Origin of the sequence: Pseudomonas sp. O230, from assembly GCF_045447035.1 — a bacterium.
Lineage (GTDB): Bacteria > Pseudomonadota > Gammaproteobacteria > Pseudomonadales > Pseudomonadaceae > Aquipseudomonas.
The window spans coordinates 1-21,736 of sequence record NZ_JBJGXN010000006.1 but is presented as its reverse complement, the minus strand read 5'-3'; the positions used below and the strand labels follow the sequence as shown (position 1 = coordinate 21,736).

Annotated in this window: 25 protein-coding genes; 10 read left to right on the top strand and 15 right to left on the bottom strand. The window is 60.3% G+C overall.

The genetic code is table 11. The features are described from left to right. Positions 1 to 10: 10 nt before the first annotated feature. From ACI77H_RS13720 to ACI77H_RS13700, 5 genes are all read right to left on the bottom strand, one after another. Positions 11 to 583, bottom strand: coding sequence for a DUF6162 family protein (locus ACI77H_RS13720; protein ID WP_407012366.1), 573 nt, complete (start codon positions 581 to 583; stop codon positions 11 to 13). Beyond that, positions 580 to 909, bottom strand: coding sequence for a hypothetical protein (locus ACI77H_RS13715; RefSeq protein ID WP_407012365.1), 330 nt, complete (start codon positions 907 to 909; stop codon positions 580 to 582). The genes ACI77H_RS13720 and ACI77H_RS13715 overlap by 4 nt, the downstream gene beginning before the upstream one ends. Continuing rightward, positions 906 to 1,448, bottom strand: coding sequence for a hypothetical protein (locus ACI77H_RS13710; protein WP_008032641.1), 543 nt, complete (start codon positions 1,446 to 1,448; stop codon positions 906 to 908). The genes ACI77H_RS13715 and ACI77H_RS13710 overlap by 4 nt, the downstream gene beginning before the upstream one ends. Continuing rightward, positions 1,445 to 2,647: a PepSY-associated TM helix domain-containing protein gene (locus ACI77H_RS13705; RefSeq protein ID WP_407012364.1), complete on the bottom strand. Its 1,203-nt coding sequence runs from the start codon at positions 2,645 to 2,647 to the stop codon at positions 1,445 to 1,447. Before ACI77H_RS13705 ends, ACI77H_RS13710 begins: the two co-directional genes overlap by 4 nt. Positions 2,648 to 2,928: 281 nt before the next feature. Next, complete coding sequence (locus ACI77H_RS13700) at positions 2,929 to 3,387, bottom strand: VOC family protein (protein WP_407012363.1); 459 nt, start codon at positions 3,385 to 3,387, stop codon at positions 2,929 to 2,931. Between the two features lie 269 nt (positions 3,388 to 3,656). Here ACI77H_RS13700 and ACI77H_RS13695 point away from each other — a divergent pair, with 269 nt between their 5' ends. From ACI77H_RS13695 to ACI77H_RS13685, 3 genes are all read left to right on the top strand, one after another. Continuing rightward, entirely contained in the window at positions 3,657 to 4,880 is a 1,224-nt protein-coding gene (locus ACI77H_RS13695; RefSeq protein WP_407012362.1) for an SfnB family sulfur acquisition oxidoreductase, read from the top strand. Positions 4,881 to 4,882: 2 nt separating this feature from the next. Then, positions 4,883 to 5,548: a methionine ABC transporter permease gene (locus tag ACI77H_RS13690; protein WP_407012361.1), complete on the top strand. Its 666-nt coding sequence runs from the start codon at positions 4,883 to 4,885 to the stop codon at positions 5,546 to 5,548. Between the two features lie 68 nt (positions 5,549 to 5,616). After that, the gene (locus ACI77H_RS13685; protein WP_407012360.1) at positions 5,617 to 6,387 is read left to right on the top strand and encodes a MetQ/NlpA family ABC transporter substrate-binding protein; all 771 of its coding nucleotides are present in this window, start codon (positions 5,617 to 5,619) and stop codon (positions 6,385 to 6,387) included. A gap of 125 nt (positions 6,388 to 6,512) precedes the next feature. Here ACI77H_RS13685 and soxR read toward each other — a convergent pair whose 3' ends face one another. Next, positions 6,513 to 6,980 (bottom strand): redox-sensitive transcriptional activator SoxR, encoded by a 468-nt coding sequence (soxR, locus tag ACI77H_RS13680; protein ID WP_407012359.1) that lies wholly within the window; start codon positions 6,978 to 6,980, stop codon positions 6,513 to 6,515. A gap of 93 nt (positions 6,981 to 7,073) precedes the next feature. Here soxR and ACI77H_RS13675 point away from each other — a divergent pair, with 93 nt between their 5' ends. After that, the gene (locus ACI77H_RS13675) at positions 7,074 to 7,439 is read left to right on the top strand and encodes an antibiotic biosynthesis monooxygenase (protein ID WP_008032619.1); all 366 of its coding nucleotides are present in this window, start codon (positions 7,074 to 7,076) and stop codon (positions 7,437 to 7,439) included. Here the strand turns inward: ACI77H_RS13675 and ACI77H_RS13670 are convergent. From ACI77H_RS13670 to msuE, 4 genes are all read right to left on the bottom strand, one after another. Then, complete coding sequence (locus ACI77H_RS13670) at positions 7,436 to 8,539, bottom strand: sigma-54 interaction domain-containing protein (RefSeq protein ID WP_407012358.1); 1,104 nt, start codon at positions 8,537 to 8,539, stop codon at positions 7,436 to 7,438. The two genes, ACI77H_RS13675 and ACI77H_RS13670, sit on opposite strands and share 4 nt — an antisense overlap. 21 nt (positions 8,540 to 8,560) lie before the next feature. After that, positions 8,561 to 9,748: an acyl-CoA dehydrogenase family protein gene (locus ACI77H_RS13665; protein WP_407012357.1), complete on the bottom strand. Its 1,188-nt coding sequence runs from the start codon at positions 9,746 to 9,748 to the stop codon at positions 8,561 to 8,563. A gap of 134 nt (positions 9,749 to 9,882) precedes the next feature. Further along, positions 9,883 to 11,028, bottom strand: a complete 1,146-nt coding sequence (ssuD, locus tag ACI77H_RS13660; RefSeq protein WP_407012356.1) for an FMNH2-dependent alkanesulfonate monooxygenase — start codon at positions 11,026 to 11,028, stop codon at positions 9,883 to 9,885. A gap of 10 nt (positions 11,029 to 11,038) precedes the next feature. After that, positions 11,039 to 11,602, bottom strand: coding sequence for an FMN reductase (msuE, locus tag ACI77H_RS13655; RefSeq protein ID WP_407012355.1), 564 nt, complete (start codon positions 11,600 to 11,602; stop codon positions 11,039 to 11,041). A gap of 480 nt (positions 11,603 to 12,082) precedes the next feature. On the opposite strand from msuE, the gene ACI77H_RS13650 reads away from it, so the two are divergent. The 4 genes from ACI77H_RS13650 (at position 12,083) to ACI77H_RS13635 (ending at position 16,257) form a co-directional block, all read left to right on the top strand. Beyond that, positions 12,083 to 12,352 (top strand): hypothetical protein, encoded by a 270-nt coding sequence (locus ACI77H_RS13650; protein WP_407012354.1) that lies wholly within the window; start codon positions 12,083 to 12,085, stop codon positions 12,350 to 12,352. 98 nt (positions 12,353 to 12,450) lie between these two features. Continuing rightward, positions 12,451 to 13,065, top strand: a complete 615-nt coding sequence (locus ACI77H_RS13645) for a LysE family translocator (protein ID WP_407012353.1) — start codon at positions 12,451 to 12,453, stop codon at positions 13,063 to 13,065. 161 nt (positions 13,066 to 13,226) lie between these two features. Beyond that, on the top strand, positions 13,227 to 14,384 hold the full coding sequence (locus ACI77H_RS13640; protein ID WP_407012352.1) for a cysteine desulfurase family protein: 1,158 nt from the start codon (positions 13,227 to 13,229) through the stop codon (positions 14,382 to 14,384). Between the two features lie 64 nt (positions 14,385 to 14,448). Then, positions 14,449 to 16,257, top strand: coding sequence for an aminopeptidase P family protein (locus ACI77H_RS13635; protein WP_407012351.1), 1,809 nt, complete (start codon positions 14,449 to 14,451; stop codon positions 16,255 to 16,257). On the opposite strand, the gene ACI77H_RS13630 is transcribed toward ACI77H_RS13635, so the two are convergent. After that, positions 16,250 to 17,170 (bottom strand): LysR family transcriptional regulator, encoded by a 921-nt coding sequence (locus tag ACI77H_RS13630; protein WP_407012350.1) that lies wholly within the window; start codon positions 17,168 to 17,170, stop codon positions 16,250 to 16,252. The two genes, ACI77H_RS13635 and ACI77H_RS13630, sit on opposite strands and share 8 nt — an antisense overlap. Positions 17,171 to 17,274: 104 nt before the next feature. Between ACI77H_RS13630 and ACI77H_RS13625 the strand changes: the two genes are divergently transcribed. Further along, positions 17,275 to 18,273 carry a zinc-dependent alcohol dehydrogenase family protein gene (locus tag ACI77H_RS13625; protein WP_407012349.1) on the top strand — a complete coding sequence of 333 codons (999 nt, stop codon included), beginning with the start codon at positions 17,275 to 17,277 and terminating at the stop codon, positions 18,271 to 18,273. Here ACI77H_RS13625 and ACI77H_RS13620 read toward each other — a convergent pair. Beyond that, positions 18,270 to 18,860: a 2-hydroxychromene-2-carboxylate isomerase gene (locus ACI77H_RS13620; protein WP_407012348.1), complete on the bottom strand. Its 591-nt coding sequence runs from the start codon at positions 18,858 to 18,860 to the stop codon at positions 18,270 to 18,272. The genes ACI77H_RS13625 and ACI77H_RS13620 overlap by 4 nt on opposite strands. Positions 18,861 to 18,896: 36 nt before the next feature. Next, positions 18,897 to 19,625 (bottom strand): SDR family oxidoreductase, encoded by a 729-nt coding sequence (locus ACI77H_RS13615; protein WP_407012347.1) that lies wholly within the window; start codon positions 19,623 to 19,625, stop codon positions 18,897 to 18,899. A gap of 90 nt (positions 19,626 to 19,715) precedes the next feature. On the opposite strand from ACI77H_RS13615, the gene ACI77H_RS13610 reads away from it, so the two are divergent. Continuing rightward, positions 19,716 to 20,276: a TetR/AcrR family transcriptional regulator gene (locus tag ACI77H_RS13610; protein WP_407012707.1), complete on the top strand. Its 561-nt coding sequence runs from the start codon at positions 19,716 to 19,718 to the stop codon at positions 20,274 to 20,276. A gap of 9 nt (positions 20,277 to 20,285) precedes the next feature. On the opposite strand, the gene ACI77H_RS13605 is transcribed toward ACI77H_RS13610, so the two are convergent. After that, positions 20,286 to 20,567, bottom strand: coding sequence for a hypothetical protein (locus tag ACI77H_RS13605; RefSeq protein ID WP_192419429.1), 282 nt, complete (start codon positions 20,565 to 20,567; stop codon positions 20,286 to 20,288). 169 nt (positions 20,568 to 20,736) lie between these two features. Beyond that, on the bottom strand, positions 20,737 to 21,624 hold the full coding sequence (gene rhtA / locus ACI77H_RS13600; RefSeq protein ID WP_407012706.1) for a threonine/homoserine exporter RhtA: 888 nt from the start codon (positions 21,622 to 21,624) through the stop codon (positions 20,737 to 20,739). Positions 21,625 to 21,736: the final 112 nt, after the last annotated feature.

Sequence of the window (21,736 nt, the reverse complement as noted above, 5' to 3'; positions counted from 1 at the left end):
AGGCGAGGGTTCAGTGCCGGTGCTGGCGGGTCACGCCGGCATCGAATTGCGCGACGATCTGCTGCCAGCCAGCGCTTTCCAGCGTGGCGTCCGTGTGGTCGGCTGGCGCGTTGAGGTCGACGGCACGGTTGAGCCAGATGTCTGGCGCAGCGTCGTCAGCGGTCAGGCGCATCAGAAACGAACCTGCTACGGTGGGCGTCTGGCTCTGACCGAAGTAGGCCTTGGCGTCGAGCAATTGCCAGGCATGAGCGCCACGGCTGACGGAACTGGCGTCCTGGGCAAACGGCGCAAATCCTTCCTCGGCAAGCGCTTCAGGTGTCGGCAGGGTTGGCTGTTCCTGACGCAGCAGGTGAATCTCGTCCAGCGTCACCCGCAGGTCGGCGTAGATGCCTTGTTCGGAGGCGCTGAGGTCGCGACGCGCATCCAGTTGATGGCTGCTGACGTTGCTGATTTCCTGGGACTCATGACGCCAGGCGACCACCGAACCGGCGACCGCCAGGATCATCAGGCACAACAGCAGTACATACAGGGTTTCATGGCCGGCACCGGCCGGGCGGACGACGTGCGTAGTGGGTGTACTCATGGGGCTTGGATGTCCGCTTGGTCGATCTCGACAACGTGGCCGGGACCAGCGTCGAACAGCACATAAAACTCGGCGCTGGGTTTCTTGAAAGTCAATTTGGAATCGGCCCCGAGCTTGCCGGGCACCAGAATGGTTTCGTCGTAGCCGATCACATCCAGGGTCACGCCCGGTGCGCCGCTGCCGTCGGAGAAGCCGCCGGTGCACTGGATCTGCTCGGCGTCGATGGCCTTGCATTCGCACATCGGGTTGTGGGCCAGGGCGCTGGCGCTGAAACCGGCGCACAGCACCAGCAACACGGCGTAGAGAGGGCGAAAGGCGTGGCTCATGGTTTGCCTCCTTGTTTGTTCAGCCACTCAAGGGTGGCGGGGGATGCCTGGCTCAGCGGAATGGACGCTTGATGCATCGCGCCGTCCCAGCCTTCCATGGTGATCCACAGCTCGGCGTCGGCCTTGGTTTTTTCCGGGATCGGCAGCATCGCGCCCATGCGGTACGGCGTGCCGAAGAAAATCACCCCGGCGGCGCGCAGACTGCGCGGTTTGCCGATGCGCAGGTAAGTCGCCTTGACCTGCTCGCGGCAGCTGTCGCACAGCGCCGCGTTGAAACTCTTCATGTAACCGGCCGGGCCATCGGGCCGCGGTGCTTCGTTGCGAAGTTCCGCCAGGCGCAGACTCCACGGTCCGACCTGAACTTCCCCGATTTCCCGCTCACCCAGGCCGGTGTCCCCGCGAAAGAGAGCGGCATCGGCGAAGTACTTGGGCATAAAGCCCAGTGGCACCAGCAACAGCAGGACATTGATGTGGAAGCGCCATTTGTGCCAGAAGCGGCTGAGTCTGGAGCCCGGTTTTTCAGCGGCGAACAGGCTCATTGGCTGACCTCCGTGGTGTCGCGGCTCGTGACTTGAGTGGCATCGGCAGCGCGGGGACGTTTGTTGCTGCGCTTGAGGGCGTTTGCGGTGGCCAGGGCGGTGCGCTTGGTCCAGATCAGCAGGCCGCTGAGGACCATCATGCTCAGGAGCAGGCCGAAGAAGAACCAGATCAGCTTGATCCAGATCCCGCCAAAATCACCGGTGTGCAGCGGCCGCATCGATTCGGTCACCAGTTCCAGCCCCGAGCGGTCCGAGAGCAGGCGGGTGACGGCGACGTCGCCGGTGTACGGATTGATTTCAGCAGTCTGGAACATCAGCGGATACCAACTGCGGCCGCCCACCGAGAGGTAGCTGTAGGCATTGGCGGGCAGGCTGACGAAGCTGTCTTCGAGGCCGGGAATGCGTGCTTTCGCTTCACGGATCGCCGTTTCCAGGCTGATCATCGGTGCCGGCGTGCCATCGGCGGTGAGGGGCACGCTCTCACGCGGGACCACGGGCGCCACCGGGGCGGTGGAAATCGTGATCTGGTTATCGAACATGAACGCTTCGATCAGGAACCAGGTGCTGGTCACGGAAATCACTGCGATGAACCAGATCGACCAGATGCCGCTGAGGCGGTGAAAGTCGCCCCAGAAAATCCGCGCGCCATGACGAATGCGCAGGGTCGGTCGCAAGAAACCTTTCCAGAAGCGCTTGTAGACCACCAGCCCGGTAATCAGCGAAGCCAGCAGCGGCAGGCTGAGAAACGACACCAGGTACCAACCCCAGCTGTAGCCATTGGTGAACGGCACCAGCCACCAGCCATGCAAGGCGCGGGTGAAGGCCCTGAAGTTGAATTGCGGAGCAGTGCCCTGGATCACGCCGCTGTAGGGGTTGACGTAGACCACCACCGAACGGCCGTCGGGGTAGGTCACTTCCACATCCAGGGCGAAATGCGTTTCGTCCGGTCGGCTGATGCTCTCGACCAGGATCTGCGGTTCGGCCTGCTTGATCGCGGCAATGAGCTGGTCATAGCTCAACAGCGGCGCATCATCGGAGGGTTGGCTGGCGCGCATCTGCGGGTTGGCCAACCAGACGATTTCCTGGCTGATCACCGCCAGCGTGCCGGTCACACAAACGATCAGGACAAAAAACCAGATCGGCAGTGCCAGCCAGCTATGGACCAGAAACCAGAGTTTTGAACGGGATTTCTTCGACATGAATTAGGTCTTGTATCGATGAGAGGGCCTCTGCTGCGGGCTTCCCAGCGTGGGTCCATGAAAAGTACGGCCGTGGCTTTTGCCTACGCGAACCGTCTGCATCTATATAAGACGAATGAGAATCAGAAATCCCGAAGCGGGATATGAAAGTAAATGTTTCGTGTTCCGTGAATGCAATTAACTGTGGGCGCGGGCAAGCTCCCACAGTTGATCCGCGGCGCACACAAAGCCTGTGGGAGCGTGGCTTGCCCGCGATGGGGCCTGGTCAGGTACGGAAGATCTCAATCCTGCTGAAACATCTCCTGCGCCCGCTGCTCAATCTGCTCCTGGGTCAAATCCTCCTTGCGCGTGGCCAGAAACCACAGATGCCCATACGGATCTTTCAACGTACCCGAACGGTCGCCGTAAAACTGATCCTTGACCTCGGACACCACCGTGGCGCCGGCCGCAATGGCCTGTTTATAAGACTTGTCCACATCGTTCACATACAGATGCAGCCCCACGGACGGTGATTTATCGGGATTGCTCAACGGCCCCTGATCGCACGGCGTGCCGAGCATGATCGGGCAGTCGCCGATGCGCAGTTCGGCGTGACCGATGCTGCCGTCGGGCATGGACAGGCGCATGACTTCGGTCGCGCCGAACGCTTTCTTGTAGAACTCGATGGCTTCGGCCGCTTTTTGAATGCCCAGATAGGGGGTGATGCTGTGATAACCCTCTGGAATAGGTTTGACGCTCATGACGATTCTCCCTGTCTATTGTTCTGAGTTGAAGGTAGCCCTTCGCCGATTTCCGGCCGGATAACTATAGGTCAGCGGCTTTTACGCAGCCGAGTGCCCGACGAGCAGCAACGCCACTGTTCAGCCATAAACAGTGAAGCAACAGAATGCTCGGGTTTCTCACTGAATGCCCCTTCAAAACCCCCGGAACCACCCGAAAACATTGGCCCAGGCGCTCAGGCACAGAAGCTGCAATGTCCTCCGGTAAACACCGTTGCCGAGAGTCACGTATGCCTGAATCTGCCGTTTATCCGATCAACCCGCCGGCCGCCCATCGGATCGCCGATGAAGCCGAAGCCTTGCGCGTGGCCGAGCGCGTCGCTTTGGTCCTGCTGGAACAGGACGCCGAGCGCGACCGCACGCGCCAGGTGCCAGCCGAGATCGTCGATCTGTATTCCAACAGTGGCTTGTGGGGCATCAGCGTGCCGAAAGCATTCGGTGGCGCGCAGGTGTCATACGCGGTGCTGGCACAGGTCATCGCGATCATCTCGGCGGCCGACCCGTCGCTGGGGCAGATTCCGCAAAACCACTATTGCCTGCTGGAAGACATCCGCCTGCAAGGCACGCCCGAGCAGCAGGCGCATTTCTTCGGCCTGGCGCTGCAAGGTCAGCGCTTTGCCAATGCGCTGTCGGAAACCGGCGGCAAGAACGTGCAGGACATTCAGGCGACCATTCGCCCTTATGGCGACGGCCATCTGATCAACGGCCGCAAGGGATATTGCACTGGCTCGCTTTACGCACATTGGCTGGCGGTGTTGGCGCTGGATGAAGAACAGAAGGGCCAGTTGTCCTTCGTCGAACGAGGCACCCCGGGGCTGGTGATCGTCGACGACTGGGACAGCATCGGCCAGCGCACCACCTCCAGCGGCACCGTGCTGGCCGAGGACCTGCACGTCCCGGCGTTCAATGTGTTCCCGACGTGGCGCTCCTATGAAAGCCCGACCCTGGCCGGTCCGTTCGCGCAACTGACCACCGCCGCCACCGCCGCCATCGACGCCGGCATCGCCCGCGCAGCGCTGCGTGACACCATCGCCTTCGTTCAACAATTTGCCCGGCCGTGGATCGATGCCGGGGTGGAAAAGGCCAGTGAAGATCCGTTGACCATCATTCAGGTCGGCGCTCTGGAGATTCGTCTGGAAGCCGCCGAAGCCTTGCTCGAACGCGCCGGTTGGGCGCTGGACGCGGCGCGCCCGGCACCCGATGAAGACAACGTCGCCCGAGCGTCCCTGGCGGTGGCCAAGGCCAAAGTGCTGACCACCGAAATCGCCATCGAAGCCAGCAACAAGCTGTTCGAACTCGGTGGCACCCGTTCGACCCTGAAGAAGCACAACTTCGACCGACACTGGCGCAACGCCCGGGTGCATACCCTGCATGATCCGGTGCGCTGGAAATACCACGTGGTCGGCAACTGGCTGCTCAACGGCGTGAAACCGCCGCGCCACGACTGGTCCTGATCATGGCCGAATTGTTCAAAAACATTTATTGGGCCGACATCGGCCAGGCCTGCCTCGATACGTTGAGCATGCTCGGCGCGGCCCTCGGTTTTACCGTGCTGTTGGGGTTGCCGTTGGGCGTGGTGCTGTTCCTCACCGGCAAGCGCCAGTTGCACGAAGCCATCGGCGTTTACCGGGTGCTGTCGGTGGTCGTGAACATGCTGCGTTCGCTGCCGTTCATCATTTTGCTGATCGTTCTGATTCCGCTGACCACGCTGCTGGTCGGCACTTCGCTGGGTGTGCCGGGGACTATTCCACCGCTGGTGGTCGGGTGTACGCCGTTCTTTGCGCGACTGGTGGAAACCGCGTTGCGTGAGGTAGATCGCGGAGTCGTCGAGGCGACCCAGGCCATGGGCGGCACCACTTGGCAAATCATCCGCCACACCTTGTTGCCCGAAGCCCGGGGCGGGTTGCTGGCAGCGGTCACGGTCACCGCGATTGTACTGGTGGATTACACGGCGATGGCCGGGGTGATCGGTGGCGGCGGGCTGGGTGACCTGGCGATTCGCTACGGCTATCAACGGTTCCAGACCGACGTGATGGTGGTCACCGTGGTGTTGCTGGTGATCCTGGTGCAAGCCCTGCAAATGACTGGCGACCGCTTGGTGGCACGTTACAGCCGACGCTAATTTTTTACTCAAAAAAACAGGCCCACGTCCGCCCCACGACGGCCATTCAATCTGCCTTGGAGCACAGCATGAAAAAGACCCTGGCCATTCTGGCTGCCGTCCTGTCGTTCAGCGTTCACGCCAACGAAAAACTCATTGTCGGCGCCACCCCGGTGCCGCACGCGGAAATCCTCGAGTTCGTCAAACCGACCCTGGCCAAGGAAGGCGTGGACCTGGACATCAAGGTCTTCACCGACTTTATCCAGCCCAACCAGCAACTGGCGCTGAAAAACCTCGACGCCAACTATTACCAGTACCGACCGTTCCTCGATGATTTCAACAAAACCCGCCACACCGACCTGGTGCCGGTGGTCGGCGTGCACATCGAGCCGTTCGGGGCCTATTCGACCAGGATCAAAAACATTTCCGAGCTGAAGGATGGCGCCACCGTGTCGATCCCCAACGACCCGGTGAACACCGGCCGCGCGCTGGTGCTGCTGCACGAAGCCGGGTTGATCAAACTCAAGGACCCGAGCAACACCCTGGCCACTCAGCGCGACATCGCGGAAAACCCGAAACACCTGAAAATCCGTGAACTGGAAGGCGCGTTGCTGGCGCGTTCGGTGAGCCAAGTGGACCTGGCGTTCGTGTTCGCCAACTACGCCCTGGAAGCGGGGATCGACACCAACAGCGCGTTGATCGTCGAGAAGGGCAAGAGTCTGTATATCGAATTCCTGGTCGCTCGGCCGGACAACATCAATGACCCGCGGATTCAGAAACTGGCCAAGGCGTTGAATTCGGACGAGGTCCGCCAGTTCATCCTGACCCGTTACAAAGGGCAGATTGCGCCGGGGTTCTAAATTTTTGTTGATAGACAGGACGCCATCGCGGGCAAGCCACGCTCCCACAGGTTTTGTGTCGTTTGTAATAATGGTGAACAACATAAACCCTGTGGGAGCGTGGCTTGCCCGCGATGGCCGCGCCGCTATTTAGGATCTGTCCCCGATTCAAGAAGCTGCGCCCCCGGCCCCTGTTCCCCCAACACATCACCAAAATTACGCAACGGACACGCCTCCATCGACAAACACCCACAGCCGATACAGCCGTTGAGCTTGTCCCGCAGCAAGGTCAGCTGATTGATCCGCTCATCCAGCTCCCGACTCCATTGCGCCGACAACACCTTCCAGTCCGCCGCCGTCGGCGCCCGGTTATCCGGCAGGGTTTTCAACGCCTCACCAATCTCCGCCAACGGAATCCCCAGGCGCTGTGCGACTTTGATCAGCGCCACCCGCCGCAACACTTCACGCGGATAACGCCGCTGGTTGCCCTGATTGCGCGTGCTTTTGATCAGCCCTTTGGATTCATAAAAGTGCAACGCCGTGACCGCCACGCCGCTGCGGGCGGCGACCTGGCCGACGGTCAGTTCTTTATGCAGGTGTTCCGAGGTGATCATGTGAAAAATGCCCTTGACCTCTAGTTAGCTTGAGGTTTTACCCTGCAGGCCTTCGGATCGCAAGATCCGCCTGACACGTCAGTGGGGACTTTCATGCAAGCACCAGAGAAAAATCGCAGCTTCACCCAATTGATCGAATTCGAGATCGAACCCCATCAGCAGCCCGCCCTGGTCTCGGCGCTTTCGCTACAAACCGAACGTCTGGCTCAGCGCTACAGCGGTTTTCTCAGCGCGAGCATCCAGGCCAGCGACGATGGCCGGCGGGTGCTCAATTACCTGCAATGGCAATCGCGTGAGGCGGGGGAAGCCGCGTTTCAGAGTTTTGAAAGCGGCGAGCAGGATTTCTGGCAACTGATCCGCGCCCATCAGGCGAAAACCGTGACGTTCGGTTCGTTCCAGGTGCTCCACAGTCTGGAGCGCAGCCATGACAACGCGCTGCACTGCAATCTGGTGGGTTAGATCGACAGTTGCATCAAACGCTCGCCCTGCACGTTTTCCGTGGGGCGGCGTTTGTTCACCGCCAGTTCACCGATCTTGATCAGGCGCGTGCGCGTGACGTTGCGGCTCAAACCGAGCAGCGCGGCGGTGTGCACCTGGTTGTAATGGCTGAAACGGTAAGCCGCACGTAGCAAGGCGTCCTCGACTTTCTCGTGCAGCGCGCCGGCCTGTTCCTCGAACAGCTTCTGAAAGGCCCGATCGAGCAAGGCTTCCGGGGAATCGTCGAGTTGGCTGTGGTAGTCGTCCTGACGCTCGATGCGCATGTTCGACAGCCGCAAGTCATCGCGCTCGATCACGCCGTTCCGGCAAATCAGCAGGGTGTGGTGAATGACGTTTTCCAGCTCCCGGATGTTGCCCGGCCAACTGTAACTGCGCAGTTTCAGTTCAGCGTCTTTGCTGATGGCGATGGTGCCGTAGCCGAGGCGCTGACTGTAGGCTTCGACGAAGTGACGGGTCAGCGGCAGGATGTCGCCGGGGCGATCACGCAGCGGGCTCAGTTCCAGGCTGACCACGTCGAGGCGGTAATACAGGTCTTCGCGGAAATGCCCGGCGTTGATGGCTTTTTCCAGTTGCACGTTGGTCGCCGCCAGCACCCGCACGTTGATCGGAATGCTTTTGCGCGAACCCAGGCGCACCACTTCGCGCTCCTGCAACACCCGCAGCAATTTCACCTGAATCGCCATCGGCAGATCACCGATTTCATCGAGGAACAAGGTGCCGCCGTCGGCCTCTTCGAACCAGCCGGCCTTGGCGCTCAAGGCACCGGTGAACGCACCTTTTTCGTGGCCGAACAACTCGGCCTCGACCAGGGATTCAGAGAACGCGCCGCAGTTCACCGCCACGAATGGCCGGTTGCGTCGGGCGCTGAGATTGTGGATGTGCCGCGCCACCAGCTCCTTGCCAGTGCCGGTTTCGCCGATGATCAGCACACTGGCTTCACTCGGCGCGACCTGCTGCAAATGCGCGAGCAAGGCCTGGGATTTCGGGTCTTCGAACACCTGCGCGGTGGCGCGGATCGACGTGGCCAGGGCGGGCGAGGGCGGTAAGGTCAGCAGTTGCATGGGGCAGGCTCCATGAGAAGGCTATGAATAGAAAGTCGGAATCGGCAGGGACTGGTTCAGTGCCCAATCGCCCAGTTCATGGAGTTTGTAATCCACCGGGTCGTGCAGGGTTTGCGTGCGCAGGTTGCGCCAGTGGCGGTCCAGCCGCAGTGAGGCGTGAGTCGAGCGCGCGCCGGTCACTTCGAACAACCGGCTGCAGAGTTCGAGGCCGTTGCGCGTGGCGGCGACCTTGGCCGTGGCGATGGCGGTGGCCAGGTGTCCGCGTTCTTCGGCGCTGAGGTTCGGGCCTTTCGCCCAGGCCTTGTCGAGCAGGTCGGCGGCGCGTTCCACCAGCAAGCGAACGCCCTCGAGCGCGACCCAGAATTCGCCGTAATGGCTGAGGACATACGGGTCCTGGCGCACATCCCGCGCACTGGATTTGTGCCACGGGCGGGTTTCGGTGAGGGTGTATTGCCGCGCCTCTTCGAAGGCGCCTTCGGCAATGCCGAGGAACATGTGGGTGAACGTCAGCTGCGCGATCAATGGGCGCAGGCAGGCGAACGGTGTGCTCAGCGGCCCCGGGTCGAGCAGCAATTCCGATTCCTCAACGCGCACCCGTTCGAACGTGGCGCTGCCGCTGTCGGTCTGGCGCTGGCCCATGTTGTTCCAGTCGTTGTGCAGGGTGATGCCGCTGCGGCCGCTGGGGATCGCGGCGATCAACAGCTTGCCGCCGGCGCTTTCATCCACCGCCGAGGCGATCAGCATTTCCGAATCGCTGGCGCCGGAGCAGAAACTTTTCTTGCCGGAAAACTCGCGCCAGCCGCTGAGTTTTTTCACCACGGTGCGAGTGTCGAGCGGGTTGAGGGCGTTACCCCAGAACCAGTTCTTGCGCGCGGTCTGTTCGAACCACGGCTGCCACTGCTCTGGCCGGGCGAACAGACGCACGGTGGCGAGCATCAGGTGATGAAAACCGAAGACGTGGGCGATCGAACTGTCGACCTTGGCGAACTCGCGCACGATGGTCAGGGTTTCACTCCAGCTGGCGCCGAGGCCGCCGTACTGGGTGGGAATGCTTAACGCGAGCAGGCCGCTGTGGCGCAGGGCGTCACGCTCGGTTTTCGGCGTACCGCCACGTTCGTCGCGCTCGACCGCGGTCAAGGCAAACTCGGCGGCCAACTGGCGGGCGGTTTGCAGGGGGGATAACAGGGCGCTTTGCGGCTTGGCAGTCACGCGGGGTTCCTCAGTGAAATCAGCGCAGATCCCTTGTGAGAGCGGGCTTGCTCGCGAAAGCGGTGCGTCAGTCAAAAATCAGGTGGCTGACACAATGCTTTCGCGAGCAAACCCGCTCCCACAGGGATTGGTTGTCAGGCTTTGGCGTGAGCCGGGAGGACATCATTGGCGATCATTTCGCCAAACGGACCGGTGAGGTTGGTGACACCGCGCCCCGCCAGGCTCGCGTACGGTTCAGGCAACAGCGGGAACACCAGCTCGGCAAAGCGATACGCCTCTTCGAGGTGTGGATAACCGGAGAAGATGAAGCTCTCGATCCCCAGGTCCGCGTATTCCTTGATCCGCGCCGCCACTTGCTGCGGATCACCCACCAGCGCCGTGCCGGCACCGCCGCGCACCAGGCCGACACCGGCCCACAGGTTGGGGGCGATTTCCAGGTTGTCGCGACGTCCGTCATGCAACGCCGCCATGCGCCGCTGGCCTTCGGAGTCGAAGCGCGAGAACGACTTTTGCGCCGCCGCGATGGTCTCGTCGCTGATGTGTTCGATCAGTTTGTCGGCGGCTTTCCACGCCTCTTCGGCCGTCTCGCGAACGATCACGTGCAAGCGAATCCCGAACTTCACCGTGCGCCCGTTGCGTGCCGCGCGCTCACGCACATCGGCGAGTTTTTCCGCGACGGCGGCCGGTGGTTCGCCCCAGGTCAGGTAGACATCAACCTGCTCGGCGGCGAGTTCATGGGCGGCTTCGGACGAACCACCGAAGTACAACGGTGGATAGGGTTTCTGCACCGGCGGATAAAGGGCTTTGGCGTTTTGCACTTGCAGGTGTTTGCCGTCGAAATCCACCGTTTCGCCTTGCAGCACGCGACGCCAGATGTGCAGGAATTCGTCGGTGACTTCATAGCGTTCGCTGTGATCGAGGAAGATCCCGTCGCCACGGTTTTCATCCGGGTCGCCACCGGTCACTACGTTGATCAGCAAGCGGCCGTTGGACAGACGATCCAGGGTCGCGGCCATGCGCGCCGAGACCGTCGGCGAAATAATCCCCGGACGAATCGCCACCAGATAGCGCAGGCGCTCGGTCAACGGCACCAGCGCCGAGGCGATCACCCACGAATCCTCGCAGGAACGCCCGGTGGGAATCAGCACGCCGTGGTAGCCGAGGCTGTCAGCGGCCTGCGCCACTTGTTTCAGATAGTTGAGCGTCACCGGGCGAGCGCCCTGGGTGGTGCCCAGGTAATGGCCATCGCCGTGGGTCGGCAGAAACCAGAAAACATCCATGAAGAGATCCTTAAGCGATTTTCAGCAGATTTTTGGGGTGCACGCCGAACAATGGCGCGGCGCGTTCTGCAGCAAGACGAATGCGCGCCTTCAAGGGCTCACTGGTTATTTGGTAATTAGCGAAATCGGCTTCGGTGGCGTAGACACCGATCGGCAGGGTCAGCGCCTGGAAGAAACTGAACAGCGGCCGCAACTGGTGATCGAGCACCAGCGCATGCCGTTCGCTGCCACCGGTGGCAGCGAGCAGCACCGGCGTATCAATCAGCGCGTTCAAGTCGATGAGGTCGAAGAGGTGTTTAAGCAGGCCTGGGTAGGAGCCGCGATAAACCGGCGCGGCGACGATCAGCAGGTCTGCGTTTTCGATGGCTTGCAGCTCGGCTTCAATGTCGGCGCTCAGTTCCTGGCGCGACAGTGCAGCGCCCAGTGGTCGGGCGATGTCGCCCAGTTCGATCAGCTTGCTCTCGATCGGCAATTGCTCGGCCAGTGCGGCCAACAGCGCTTGGGTCAGCACCAACGTGCGGGACGGACGCCAGGTACCGCCGGAGAGGGCAACGACTTTCAATGGACGCGACATGATCAGTTCCTTTTTAAACAGTTGCTCAGCGAGCAGTGAGTAGTCACAGGGCTTGAGCAAGAGCTGTACCAATCCATCGAGCCCACGTTTTGCGTGGCTTGCAGCGTATTGATGCCTGCGTGTTGTTCGATTTTAAGGACTGTTTGTTGAATGACTGTTGCCTGGCAAACAGTTGCGTGGGCAACAGTTGTTTGCGGCGATGAGGTTGTTATAAAGGCTGTTTGTTATTCCTCAAAAGATCAATGCAGGATATTTATAGATCATTAAGAAATATGCACGATCCTGTAGGAGCCGGCTTGCCGGCGATGACGGCCGCAAAAACACCACAAGGTTCAAGGTCCCCATCGCCAGCAAGCCGGCTCCTACAGGGTGAGTGATCCAGTCTCAATACCCACTATCGAGAGCGTTGATTTCTGCCCATCCAAAGGCGCGAGTAGCCTGTGTTCATTGCCCCGAACCCAGATGCCAGGACGCCACACGATGAAACCTCTAATCGCCACTTTCTTGCTGCTCGCGGTCTCCGTTCTCGCCGGATGTGCCAGCCACGTGTCCCCGGAGTTGCGGCCGTACACCGCTGAAGAAACCCGGCAACTGGCGTTGGAATCGCTGAATCGTCGCGGTTTGTCTTTCGATGAGTACCATGCGCAAAAAGCCGCATTGCTCGGTCAGCCGCAGAAATCCTTCAGCTTCGATAAACAGGGTGAAATGAACGCCGAGCGCGCTGTTCAACTGCACGGCCGCCCAAGCTGAGCGACTGTACCGCTCGAAGTTTCACCTAACTGTCCATGGGTTTCCCGGCAGGCGTGCGATAGGGTCAATACCTGACTGACCCTGATGGACTGCCTCCGATGACGCTCTCATTCGATCTGCTACTGGGCTTCGCCCTGTTTGCTCTCGTTACTTCGATCACCCCCGGCCCGAACAACACCATGTTGCTGGCATCTGGCGTGAACTTCGGCTTTAACCGCACCATCCCCCACATGCTTGGCATAACCTGCGGCTTTTTTGTACTGGTGGTGGCGGTGGGTTTTGGTCTGGGCGCCGTGTTTCAAACCTATCCGTTGCTCTACACCGTGCTGCGCTACGTCGGCGCGGCGTATTTGCTCTACCTGGCGTGGAAAATCGCGCATTCCGGGCCGGTATCCGACGCCGAGAACGGTGAAAGCAAACCGATCAGCTACCTCGGCGCCGCAGCGTTTCAGTGGGTCAACCCCAAGGCCTGGATCATGGCCATCGGAGCAATCAGCACCTACACGCCGATGCAGGGCTATTTCACCAACGTCATCGTGATTGCGGCGGTTTTTGCCCTGATCAACCTGCCGAGCGTCGGCGTCTGGGCCGCGTGTGGCACGCTGCTGCGCAATGTGCTCAAGGACCGCCGCTGGTTGCGCGTGTTCAATTGGGGCATGGCCGCGTTACTGGTGGCTTCGCTGTATCCGTTGTTGCTCGAAAGCTTTAGCTGACGCATTGCTTCAACCGGTTGCCCGATGCCTGTTAAGCTCGACTTCAGGAGCGTTCCTACGCACTTTCAAGCGAAGTCGTACTTTTTTAACGCATCCGATCAGGTAATGCTGGCGCACGGGTCGCCAGCACCTGATCCCGGAACAAGCTCTGCGAGCCTTTTATGAATAAACGTCCGTTGTATTTCGACTACGCCGCCACCACGCCGGTGGACGAGCGGGTCATCAAGGTCATGGTCGAGTGTCTGGGGTTTGCCGGGAACTTCGGCAATCCTGCGTCCAGCTCCCATGCATTCGGCCAACAGGCCCGGCAATCGGTCGAGCAGGCGCGACAGCAAGTCGCTGAACTGGTGGGGGCAAAAGCGGACCAGATCGTCTGGACTTCAGGCGCCACCGAATCGAATAACCTCGCCCTCAAGGGCGTGGCCCAGGCGCGCGGAGTGTCCGGCGGCCACATCATCACCAGCCAGATCGAACACAAGGCAATTCTCGACACCGCGAAACAATTGCAGGATGCCGGTGTTGCCGTGACGTATCTGGTGCCCGACGCGCAAGGTTTGATTACCCCGCAAGCGGTCAGCGAAGCGCTGCGCGAGGACACCTTTCTGGTCTCGCTGATGCTGGTCAACAACGAATTGGGTACAGTCAATGACATCGCGGCCATCGGCGAAGTCGTGAGGGCCCGCGAGGCGTTGTTCCATGTCGATGCGGCCCAGGGCGCGGGGAAAGTGGCGATCGACCTGGCGCACTTGCCGGTGGACCTGATGTCGTTTTCGGCGCACAAAATCTACGGACCCAAAGGCATCGGCGCACTGTATGTCGGGCCCCGCGCGCAACAGCGCTTGCAGGCGCAGATCCACGGCGGCGGGCACGAAGGTGGCTTGCGTTCCGGGACCCTGGCGACTCACCAGATTGCCGCGATGGGCGTGGCGTTCGCCTTGGCCGCGCAGCTGTTCGATGAAGAAAAAGCCACGATCACCCGCCTGCGGGAGCGCTTGCTCGAACATCTGTTGAGCATTCCCGGCGTTCGCCTCAATGGCAGCGCGACCCAGCGCATCCCTCACACCTTGAGCCTGACCTTCAGCGAAGGTGAGTTCAATTCCGCGGCGTTGAGCGCCTCGATCGCGTTTTCCGCGACTTCGGCCTGCAACTCCGCGAGCAATGCGCCGTCCCATGTGCTGCTGGCACTGGGGCATGACGCTCGCTCGGCGGGCCGCACCATTCGCTTGAGCCTGGGACGTTTCACCACCGAGCAGGACATCGATCAGGCGGCCCAACTGATTAAGTCGGCCTGCGCCAGTGCTCCGGCATTCTGGCAATAGGGCCTTAAGTGCCGACGTTGATCGGCACTCAACAATAATGATGAAGTGATTAGCAGGAGACATGATGAGTACGCAGCCTTCGATCAATGGGTCGGTGCCCGAGCGCCTGGCACACACCCGCGAGCTGATGAGCCGGGAGGGCATTCATGCCCTGCTGGTGCCGTCGGCCGATCCGCATCTGTCGGAATACTTGCCGGGCTACTGGCAAGGGCGGCAATGGCTGTCGGGCTTCCATGGCTCGGTCGGTACGCTGATCGTCACGCCGGACTTTGCCGGTGTCTGGGCCGACAGCCGTTATTGGGAACAAGCGAGCAAGGAACTTAAAGGCAGCGGCATCGAACTGGTCAAGCTGCAACCGGGCCAGCCCAGCCCGCTGGACTGGCTGGCCGAACAAACCCCTGAAGGTGGCGTCGTCGCCGTCGACGGTGCGGTGATGGCCGTGGCCTCGGCACGCACGTTGGGCAGCAAGCTCGAAGAGCGCGGCGCCCGTCTGCGCACTGACATCGATCTGTTGAGCGAAGTCTGGAGCGATCGCCCGACGCTGCCGAACGAGCCGATCTATCAACACTTGCCGCCGCAGGCGACAGTCAGCCGTGGCGAAAAACTCGCCAACCTGCGTGAAGAGCTGAAAGAGCGGGGCGCCGATTGGCATTTCATTGCCACCCTCGACGACATCGCGTGGCTGTTCAACCTGCGCGGCGGCGATGTGTCCTTCAATCCGGTGTTCGTCTCGTTCGCGTTGATCAGCCAGCAGCAGGCGACGCTGTTCGTGGCCCTGAGCAAAGTCAGTGCCGAGTTGCGCGCGATCCTCGAACAGGACGGCGTGACCCTGCGCGATTACAGCGAAGTGGCCGACGCCTTGCGTGCAGTGCCGAGCGGCGCGAGCCTGCAAGTCGATCCGGCACGCGTCACCGCCGGTTTGCTGGATAACCTGAACAGCGGCGTGAAACTGGTCGAAGGCCTGAACCCGACGACATTGGCCAAATCGCAGAAAAGCCTGGCCGATGCCGAGCACATCCGTCGTGCCATGGAGCAGGACGGCGCGGCGTTGTGCGAATTCTTCGCCTGGCTGGAGTCGGCGTGGGGCCGCGAACGCATCACCGAACTGACCATCGACGAACACCTGACCGCAGCGCGCACGCGTCGTCCGGATTACGTGTCGTTGAGTTTCAACACCATTGCCGCGTTCAACGCCAATGGGGCGATGCCGCATTACCACGCGACCGAAGAGGAACACGCGGTGATCGAGGGCGACGGTCTGTTGCTGATCGACTCCGGCGGCCAATACCTGGGGGGCACCACCGACATCACGCGGATGGTCCCGGTCGGTACGCCAACCGATGAGCAGAAACGCGATTGCACGCGAGTGCTCAAAGGTGTCATCGCATTGTCCCGTGCGCAATTCCCTCGGGGCATTTTGTCGCCGTTGCTGGACGCCATCGCCCGTGCGCCGATCTGGGCGGAGAACGTTGATTACGGTCACGGTACCGGTCACGGCGTCGGCTATTTCCTCAACGTTCACGAAGGCCCGCAAGTGATTGCCTATCAAGCCGCTGCTGCGCCGCAAACCGCGATGCAGCCGGGCATGATCACCTCCATCGAACCGGGCACCTACCGTCCGGGCCGTTGGGGCGTGCGGATCGAGAACCTAGTGTTGAACCGTGAAGCGGGCAAGAGCGAATTCGGTGAGTTCCTGAAATTCGAAACCCTGACCCTGTGCCCGATCGACACGCGCTGCCTGGAGTCGTCGCTGCTGACTCAGGATGAGAAGCAGTGGTTCAACGCCTACCACGCCGAAGTGCGCGAGCGCTTGAGCCCGTTGCTCGACGGTGCGGCCCTTGAGTGGTTGAACACCCGTACCGCCGCTATCTGATCGGCTTGAGTTCAGGCGCTGATGCCAGCGCCTGACTCATGTAGTCGACAAAGGCTATGACCCTGGCGGATTGGCGACGATTCGCCGGGGACACGGCATGCATCGGCAGTGACTGCGCGGTGTAGTCCTGCAAAATCGCGGTCACTCGCCCGGCTTTCAACTCTTCGCTGAACAGCCACACCGGCGACCACGCAATCCCCAGTCCTCCCAGCACCATCTCGCGGATCGCCTCCGAGTTGTTGCTTTGCGCATTGCCCTTGATCCGCACCTCGTGGCGTTGATTGTTGTTCTCGAAAACCCATAAATTCTGACTGTTCAACAGATTGAACTGCAGGCAATTGTGCCCGCTCAATTCTGCTGGCGTTTGCGGCTGGCCGTGTCTATTGAGGTAGGCGGGCGCTGCAACGGTTACGCGGTGGGTGGTGCCGATGTGGCGGGCGATCAGGCCGCTGTCATTCAGCTCACCGATCCTGAAGGTCACATCCAGTCCTTCGCTGACCAGATCCTGGTTCTGATCACTCAGTTGCAGGTCGATTTCTACGTCGGGATGGCGTTCAAGGAATTCCGCCAGGCGTGGGGCAATCTGCAAACGCCCGAAGCTGACCGAGGAGCCGATGCGCAGGTGACCGGCAATGCGCTCCCTGCCGGACTGGAAGCTGTGCTCGGCCGCATCGACGGCCGCGAGGATTTGTCGACATTCGTTGTAGTACCGCTGACCTTCGTCCGTCAGGGAAAGCTGACGGGTGCTGCGGCTAATCAGTTTTCCACCCAGTTCGGCCTCTAGTGCCTTTAGTACTTTGCTGATGGTGGGCTGGCTGGTCTGCATCTCTCGGGCGACGGCAGAAAAGCTGCCGCGCTCGACGACCCTGACGAAGATCGCCATTGCATTGAGTTTGTCCACGGGATTTCTCATTAATGCCAGATGGGCATGATCACTATAGCTATTTAGCTTCTTATCAGCATGAGTCGGTTGGCCGAAGATTTATCCCACAGCCACCTCCGACGGAAATATGCGAAATGACTGACTCACTGGAAATGCGTGCTCTGATTGTCGACTCGGCCAACGCGCCGCTACGCTTGGCTTCCATTCAACGGCCAGTGCCGGAAGCGGGGCAGGTGCTGGTGCGGATCAACGCCAGTGGGGTAAATCCTCTGGATGGGAAGATTCGTTCAGGTCAGGCCGCCCATGCGCGTCAGCCATTGCCGGCGGTGTTGGGCATTGATCTGGCGGGAACCATCGAGTCAGTGGGGGAGGGTGTCAGTGGATGGCGGCCGGGCGATGAGGTTTATGCCATGGCCGCGGGAATTGGCGGTGCGCAGGGTTCGTTGGCGGAGTACGCCGCGGTCGATGCGAGACTGCTGGCGCGCAAGCCATGCAATTTGAGTATGCGTGAGGCGGCAGGGTTGCCGTTGGTGTTGATTACTGCGTGGGAAGGGCTAGTGGACCGGGCGCGGGTACGTCCGGGGCAGAAGGTGCTCATTCATGGCGGTGCGGGTGGTGTGGGGCATGTGGCGGTGCAAATTGCCCGCGCCTTCGGTGCCCAGGTGTTTGCCACCGGGTCTGCCGGGCAGCAGGCAATCATCGAAGGCTTCGGCGCGACGTTTATCGATTACCGCCATTCTTCGGTCGAGCAATATGTTGCGCAGCACACGGGTGGGGACGGCTTCGATATCGTCTACGACACGGTGGGCGGTGACACCCTGGATGCGTCTTTCAAGACCGCACGGGTTTATTACGGCCATGTGTTGAGTTGCCTCGGTTGGGGGCAGCACAGTTTGGCGCCGCTCTCGTTTCGTGGTGCAACCTATTCCGGCGTGTTCACGTTGTTGCCGTTGCTCACCGGTGTGGGGCGCGAGCATCACGGGGAGATTCTTCGTGAGGCGGGTCGACTGATCGAGGCGGGCAAGTTGAAGCCGTTGATGGATCCTCGGGCGTTCACCTTGCAAACCGCCGAGGCCGCCCATGAGCTGCTGGTTTGCGGCGCGGCTCAGGGGCGGCTGGTCATAGAGATCTAACGCAGGGCTTCAATCACAAAGTCGAGTCGATCCTGGCCGAAGAACAGCTGGTTATCGATGAACATGCTGGGTGCGCCGAACACGCCGCGTTGCACCGCTTTTTCGGTGTTGTTCTTGAGCGCTGCCTTGACGTCGTCATCGGCAGTCAGGGCCAGCACTTCATTGGGATCAAAGCCGTTCTGCGTCAACACTGAAACGACGGTCGCCGGGTCATCGAGGCTGCGTCCCTCGACCCAAAGCGCTTTAAACAGGCAGTCGATGAATGCCTGAAAGCGCTCGGGATGGTGCAATTGCATGCCCGTGACGGCGCGCATCAGCATCAATGTATTAATGGGAAAGTGCGGATTGAACTTCAGTGGCACGCCATAACGTTTGGCGTAGCGGTCCAGGTCCTGAAACATGTAGAGACCTTTGGCCGGAACGGTCGCGGGGGACGCGTTGCCGGTGGCTTTGAAAACACCGCCAAGCAGCATCGGAATGAAGACCAACTGGCTGTCGGTCTGCTCGCAGATTTTCGGCAGCTGGGTATAGGCCAGGTAGGTGGCAGGGCTGCCGAGATCGAAGTAGAACTCCACGGTTTTGCTCATGTTCAATGCGCTCTGTTTATTGTTGTGGGGGAGGACTTACCAGCGTTCGTTCCAGGGACGCAGATCCAGCTCGAAGGTCCAGGCGTCACGGGGCTGACTGTGCAGGTACCAGTAGTTTTCGGCGATGTGCTCGGGATTGAGGATGCCGTCCTGATCCTTGGTGGCGTACTTCTCGGGAAAGGTGTCACGGATGAAGTCGGTATCGATGGCGCCGTCGACGACAACATGGGCAACGTGAATATTCATCGGCCCCAACTCGCGGGCCATGCTTTGAGCCAATGCACGGATGCCGTGCTTGGCACCGGCGAATGCTGCAAAACCGGCGGCACCACGCAGGCCGGCGGTCGCGCCGGTAAACAGGATGGTGCCCCGTTGGCGCTTGGCCATGCGCTTGGCCACTTCTCGGGCATTGAGAAAGCCCGAGAAGCAGGCCATTTCCCATATCTTGAAATACTTGCGGGCGGTTTCTTCGAGAATGCTGCAGGGCACATTGGCGCCGATGTTGAACACAAACGCTTCGATCGGGCCGATCTGGCTTTCAATCTGCTCGACCAGCGCAATCACGTCCTCTTCCTTGCGTGCATCACAGGCAAAACCATGGGCTTCACCTCCCTCGGCGTTGATGGCATCCACCAGCGGTTGGAGTTTGTCCGCGCTGCGTCGGGTAACACAAGCGACAAATCCTTCTCGAGCAAAACGTTTGGCAATAGCGCCGCCCGTTGCATCACCGGCGCCGACAACCAGTACGACCTTCTTGTTATTCATGGTGGCTCCTTTGCTAAACGATCGTTAACTAAACGAACGTTATGCTACGATTCGGCGGGCGTCAAGATGATCAATACTGAGGGCAAGGCTATGCGCTATTCGGCCAATCACAAACTGGAAACCAAACAGAAGCTGTTGGAAAGCAGTGCGGTGTCAGCGAAGAAGTCGGGTTTCGCCACAGTCGGTGTCGACGCCTTGATGAAAGCGATCGGTTTAAGTGGCGGTGCTTTTTACAGTCACTTTTCGTCGAAGGATGAGCTGTTTGCTTCAATTGTCGAGCGGGAGCTGGGGCAAAGCCTGGAGCGATTGGGGGCAGATCAGGACCGTGACAGGCTCGAGCGCTGCCTGAAGCATTATTTGAGCATGTCCCATGTTGAGCACCCGGAGTCGGGTTGTGCCTTGCCGGCATTGGGCGCGGAAATAGCCCGTTCAGACGTATTGATTCGCCAGCAGGCGGAGAACTGGATTTGTCGGCTACAAGAGAGTTGGGCGCGGATTCTGGAGAGCGACAGCCTGGCCTGGGCGATTCTGTCGCAATGCATCGGTGCGTTGGTTGTGGCGCGGATGCTGGCCACCCCTGACATCCAGCGCACGGTACTGAAGTCCAGTTACGATGAGATCAGCCGTCAGATCGCCGGTCCGCGGACCTGAAGAGGCGGCCTATTTGCAGATGACAATCATGCTGCGGCTGGTATAGCCAGCCGGGTTGAGACCAAATGGATAATCGCCAGGTTCTTCCACGCCATCCCCTGACTTGGCGATGACCTTGTATCCCTTGGGCGCGCAGGAGTTGGCTGCGCTGGTGTAACACTTATCCCAGGATGACGACAGTCCGGAACAGTTGATGTGCAATCCTTTCTTGCCACGTTTGGTATGAGTTTCCGAAGTCGCCGCGCAGCCCGCAACTGCAAGTACGGCGATCAGTATCAAAATTCGTTTCATTGCTGTCCTTATAGCGTCCCCGGATCTTTGCGCCCGGGTCTGGCCGTGTTCGCATTAGCTTGAAGCGTTCTGATATCCCTATCGTGAAAAATCCATGTCTGACACTGGGTTGCGGACCTAAACATGGCCTAATTGCGCGGCAAATACCAGACCTTCATCAAATCCTCTATTAATCCACGGCAACCGCAGGCTTGGTGGCACTGCCCATGGTCATGGTCGCGCCGACGGAAGCCAGAATGATGCACATGATAGCCATCCACTGTGACAGTGAGAGGTATTCATGGAGGAACAAAAGGCCTGATAGTGCACCGAATGCAGGTTCAATACTCATCAGCGTGCCGAAGGTCCGAGCTGGCATTCGGGTAAGGGCGACCATTTCCAGCGTATAGGGCAGGGCGGTGGACAACAGGGCGACGCCGATCGCTATGGGGATCAGCGATGGCGTCAGCAGTGCGGTGCCGGCATGCACAATGCCGATAGGCGCTACGAACAGTGCGGCGATCATGACTCCCAGTGCCGCTGTCTGCACGCCATTGTCTGCACCGGCCTTCTGGCCAAAGAGAATGTACAGCGCCCAGCAGGCGCCTGCTGCCAGGGCATAACCCGCGCCGACCAGATCGATGCCGGCAGTCGTGGTTCCCGTAGGTATTAACAGCAGCAACCCGACGGCGGCCAGGGCGATCCATAAAAAGTCGATCGCGCGACGTGAGGCATAAATGGCGACCGCCAACGGCCCGGTGAATTCCAGTGCTACCGCGATTCCCAGAGGGACTGTGCGTAGGGACATATAGAAGAGGAAGTTCATGCCGCCGAGTGCCATGCCGTAGATAATGACAGTGCGCAAGGATTTTGCCGTGAGCTTCGCACGCCATGGGCGCAGGAGCACCAGCATGATCACGCTGGCGAAAATCAACCGCAGGGTCGTTGTCCCCTGCGCACCGATGACAGGGAACATGCTTTTGGCCAGTGAGGCTCCGGACTGGATCGACGCCATGGCTATCAATAGCAGGCCAACCGAGAACAGGGTCGAGGCAAGACTGCGGGGCTGGTCATTCATGGCGTGGCATCGTCCAAGGCAGGAAACGAGAGTATTATTCTGGTGCTGGGCAATATACTGCGCACTCACGGCTTTCGCGTCTATATATAAGCATTGATTTTGGACATCTTGA

Coding starts and splice junctions, on each gene's coding strand:
- ACI77H_RS13675 (WP_008032619.1), top strand. CDS start 7,074: ATGCAAGCACCAGAGAAAAATCGCAGCTTCACCCAATTGATCGAATTC.
- ACI77H_RS13640 (WP_407012352.1), top strand. CDS start 13,227: ATGAATAAACGTCCGTTGTATTTCGACTACGCCGCCACCACGCCGGTG.
- ACI77H_RS13630 (WP_407012350.1), bottom strand. CDS start 17,170: ATGAGAAATCCCGTGGACAAACTCAATGCAATGGCGATCTTCGTCAGG.
- ACI77H_RS13685 (WP_407012360.1), top strand. CDS start 5,617: ATGAAAAAGACCCTGGCCATTCTGGCTGCCGTCCTGTCGTTCAGCGTT.
- ACI77H_RS13715 (WP_407012365.1), bottom strand. CDS start 909: ATGAGCCACGCCTTTCGCCCTCTCTACGCCGTGTTGCTGGTGCTGTGC.
- ACI77H_RS13620 (WP_407012348.1), bottom strand. CDS start 18,860: ATGAGCAAAACCGTGGAGTTCTACTTCGATCTCGGCAGCCCTGCCACC.
- ACI77H_RS13670 (WP_407012358.1), bottom strand. CDS start 8,539: ATGCAACTGCTGACCTTACCGCCCTCGCCCGCCCTGGCCACGTCGATC.
- ACI77H_RS13610 (WP_407012707.1), top strand. CDS start 19,716: ATGCGCTATTCGGCCAATCACAAACTGGAAACCAAACAGAAGCTGTTG.
- rhtA (WP_407012706.1), bottom strand. CDS start 21,624: ATGAATGACCAGCCCCGCAGTCTTGCCTCGACCCTGTTCTCGGTTGGC.
- ACI77H_RS13700 (WP_407012363.1), bottom strand. CDS start 3,387: ATGAGCGTCAAACCTATTCCAGAGGGTTATCACAGCATCACCCCCTAT.
- msuE (WP_407012355.1), bottom strand. CDS start 11,602: ATGTCGCGTCCATTGAAAGTCGTTGCCCTCTCCGGCGGTACCTGGCGT.
- ACI77H_RS13605 (WP_192419429.1), bottom strand. CDS start 20,567: ATGAAACGAATTTTGATACTGATCGCCGTACTTGCAGTTGCGGGCTGC.
- ACI77H_RS13650 (WP_407012354.1), top strand. CDS start 12,083: ATGAAACCTCTAATCGCCACTTTCTTGCTGCTCGCGGTCTCCGTTCTC.
- ACI77H_RS13635 (WP_407012351.1), top strand. CDS start 14,449: ATGAGTACGCAGCCTTCGATCAATGGGTCGGTGCCCGAGCGCCTGGCA.
- ACI77H_RS13615 (WP_407012347.1), bottom strand. CDS start 19,625: ATGAATAACAAGAAGGTCGTACTGGTTGTCGGCGCCGGTGATGCAACG.
- ACI77H_RS13690 (WP_407012361.1), top strand. CDS start 4,883: ATGGCCGAATTGTTCAAAAACATTTATTGGGCCGACATCGGCCAGGCC.
- soxR (WP_407012359.1), bottom strand. CDS start 6,980: ATGATCACCTCGGAACACCTGCATAAAGAACTGACCGTCGGCCAGGTC.
- ACI77H_RS13645 (WP_407012353.1), top strand. CDS start 12,451: ATGACGCTCTCATTCGATCTGCTACTGGGCTTCGCCCTGTTTGCTCTC.
- ACI77H_RS13695 (WP_407012362.1), top strand. CDS start 3,657: ATGCCTGAATCTGCCGTTTATCCGATCAACCCGCCGGCCGCCCATCGG.
- ACI77H_RS13625 (WP_407012349.1), top strand. CDS start 17,275: ATGACTGACTCACTGGAAATGCGTGCTCTGATTGTCGACTCGGCCAAC.
- ACI77H_RS13710 (WP_008032641.1), bottom strand. CDS start 1,448: ATGAGCCTGTTCGCCGCTGAAAAACCGGGCTCCAGACTCAGCCGCTTC.
- ACI77H_RS13720 (WP_407012366.1), bottom strand. CDS start 583: ATGAGTACACCCACTACGCACGTCGTCCGCCCGGCCGGTGCCGGCCAT.
- ssuD (WP_407012356.1), bottom strand. CDS start 11,028: ATGGATGTTTTCTGGTTTCTGCCGACCCACGGCGATGGCCATTACCTG.
- ACI77H_RS13705 (WP_407012364.1), bottom strand. CDS start 2,647: ATGTCGAAGAAATCCCGTTCAAAACTCTGGTTTCTGGTCCATAGCTGG.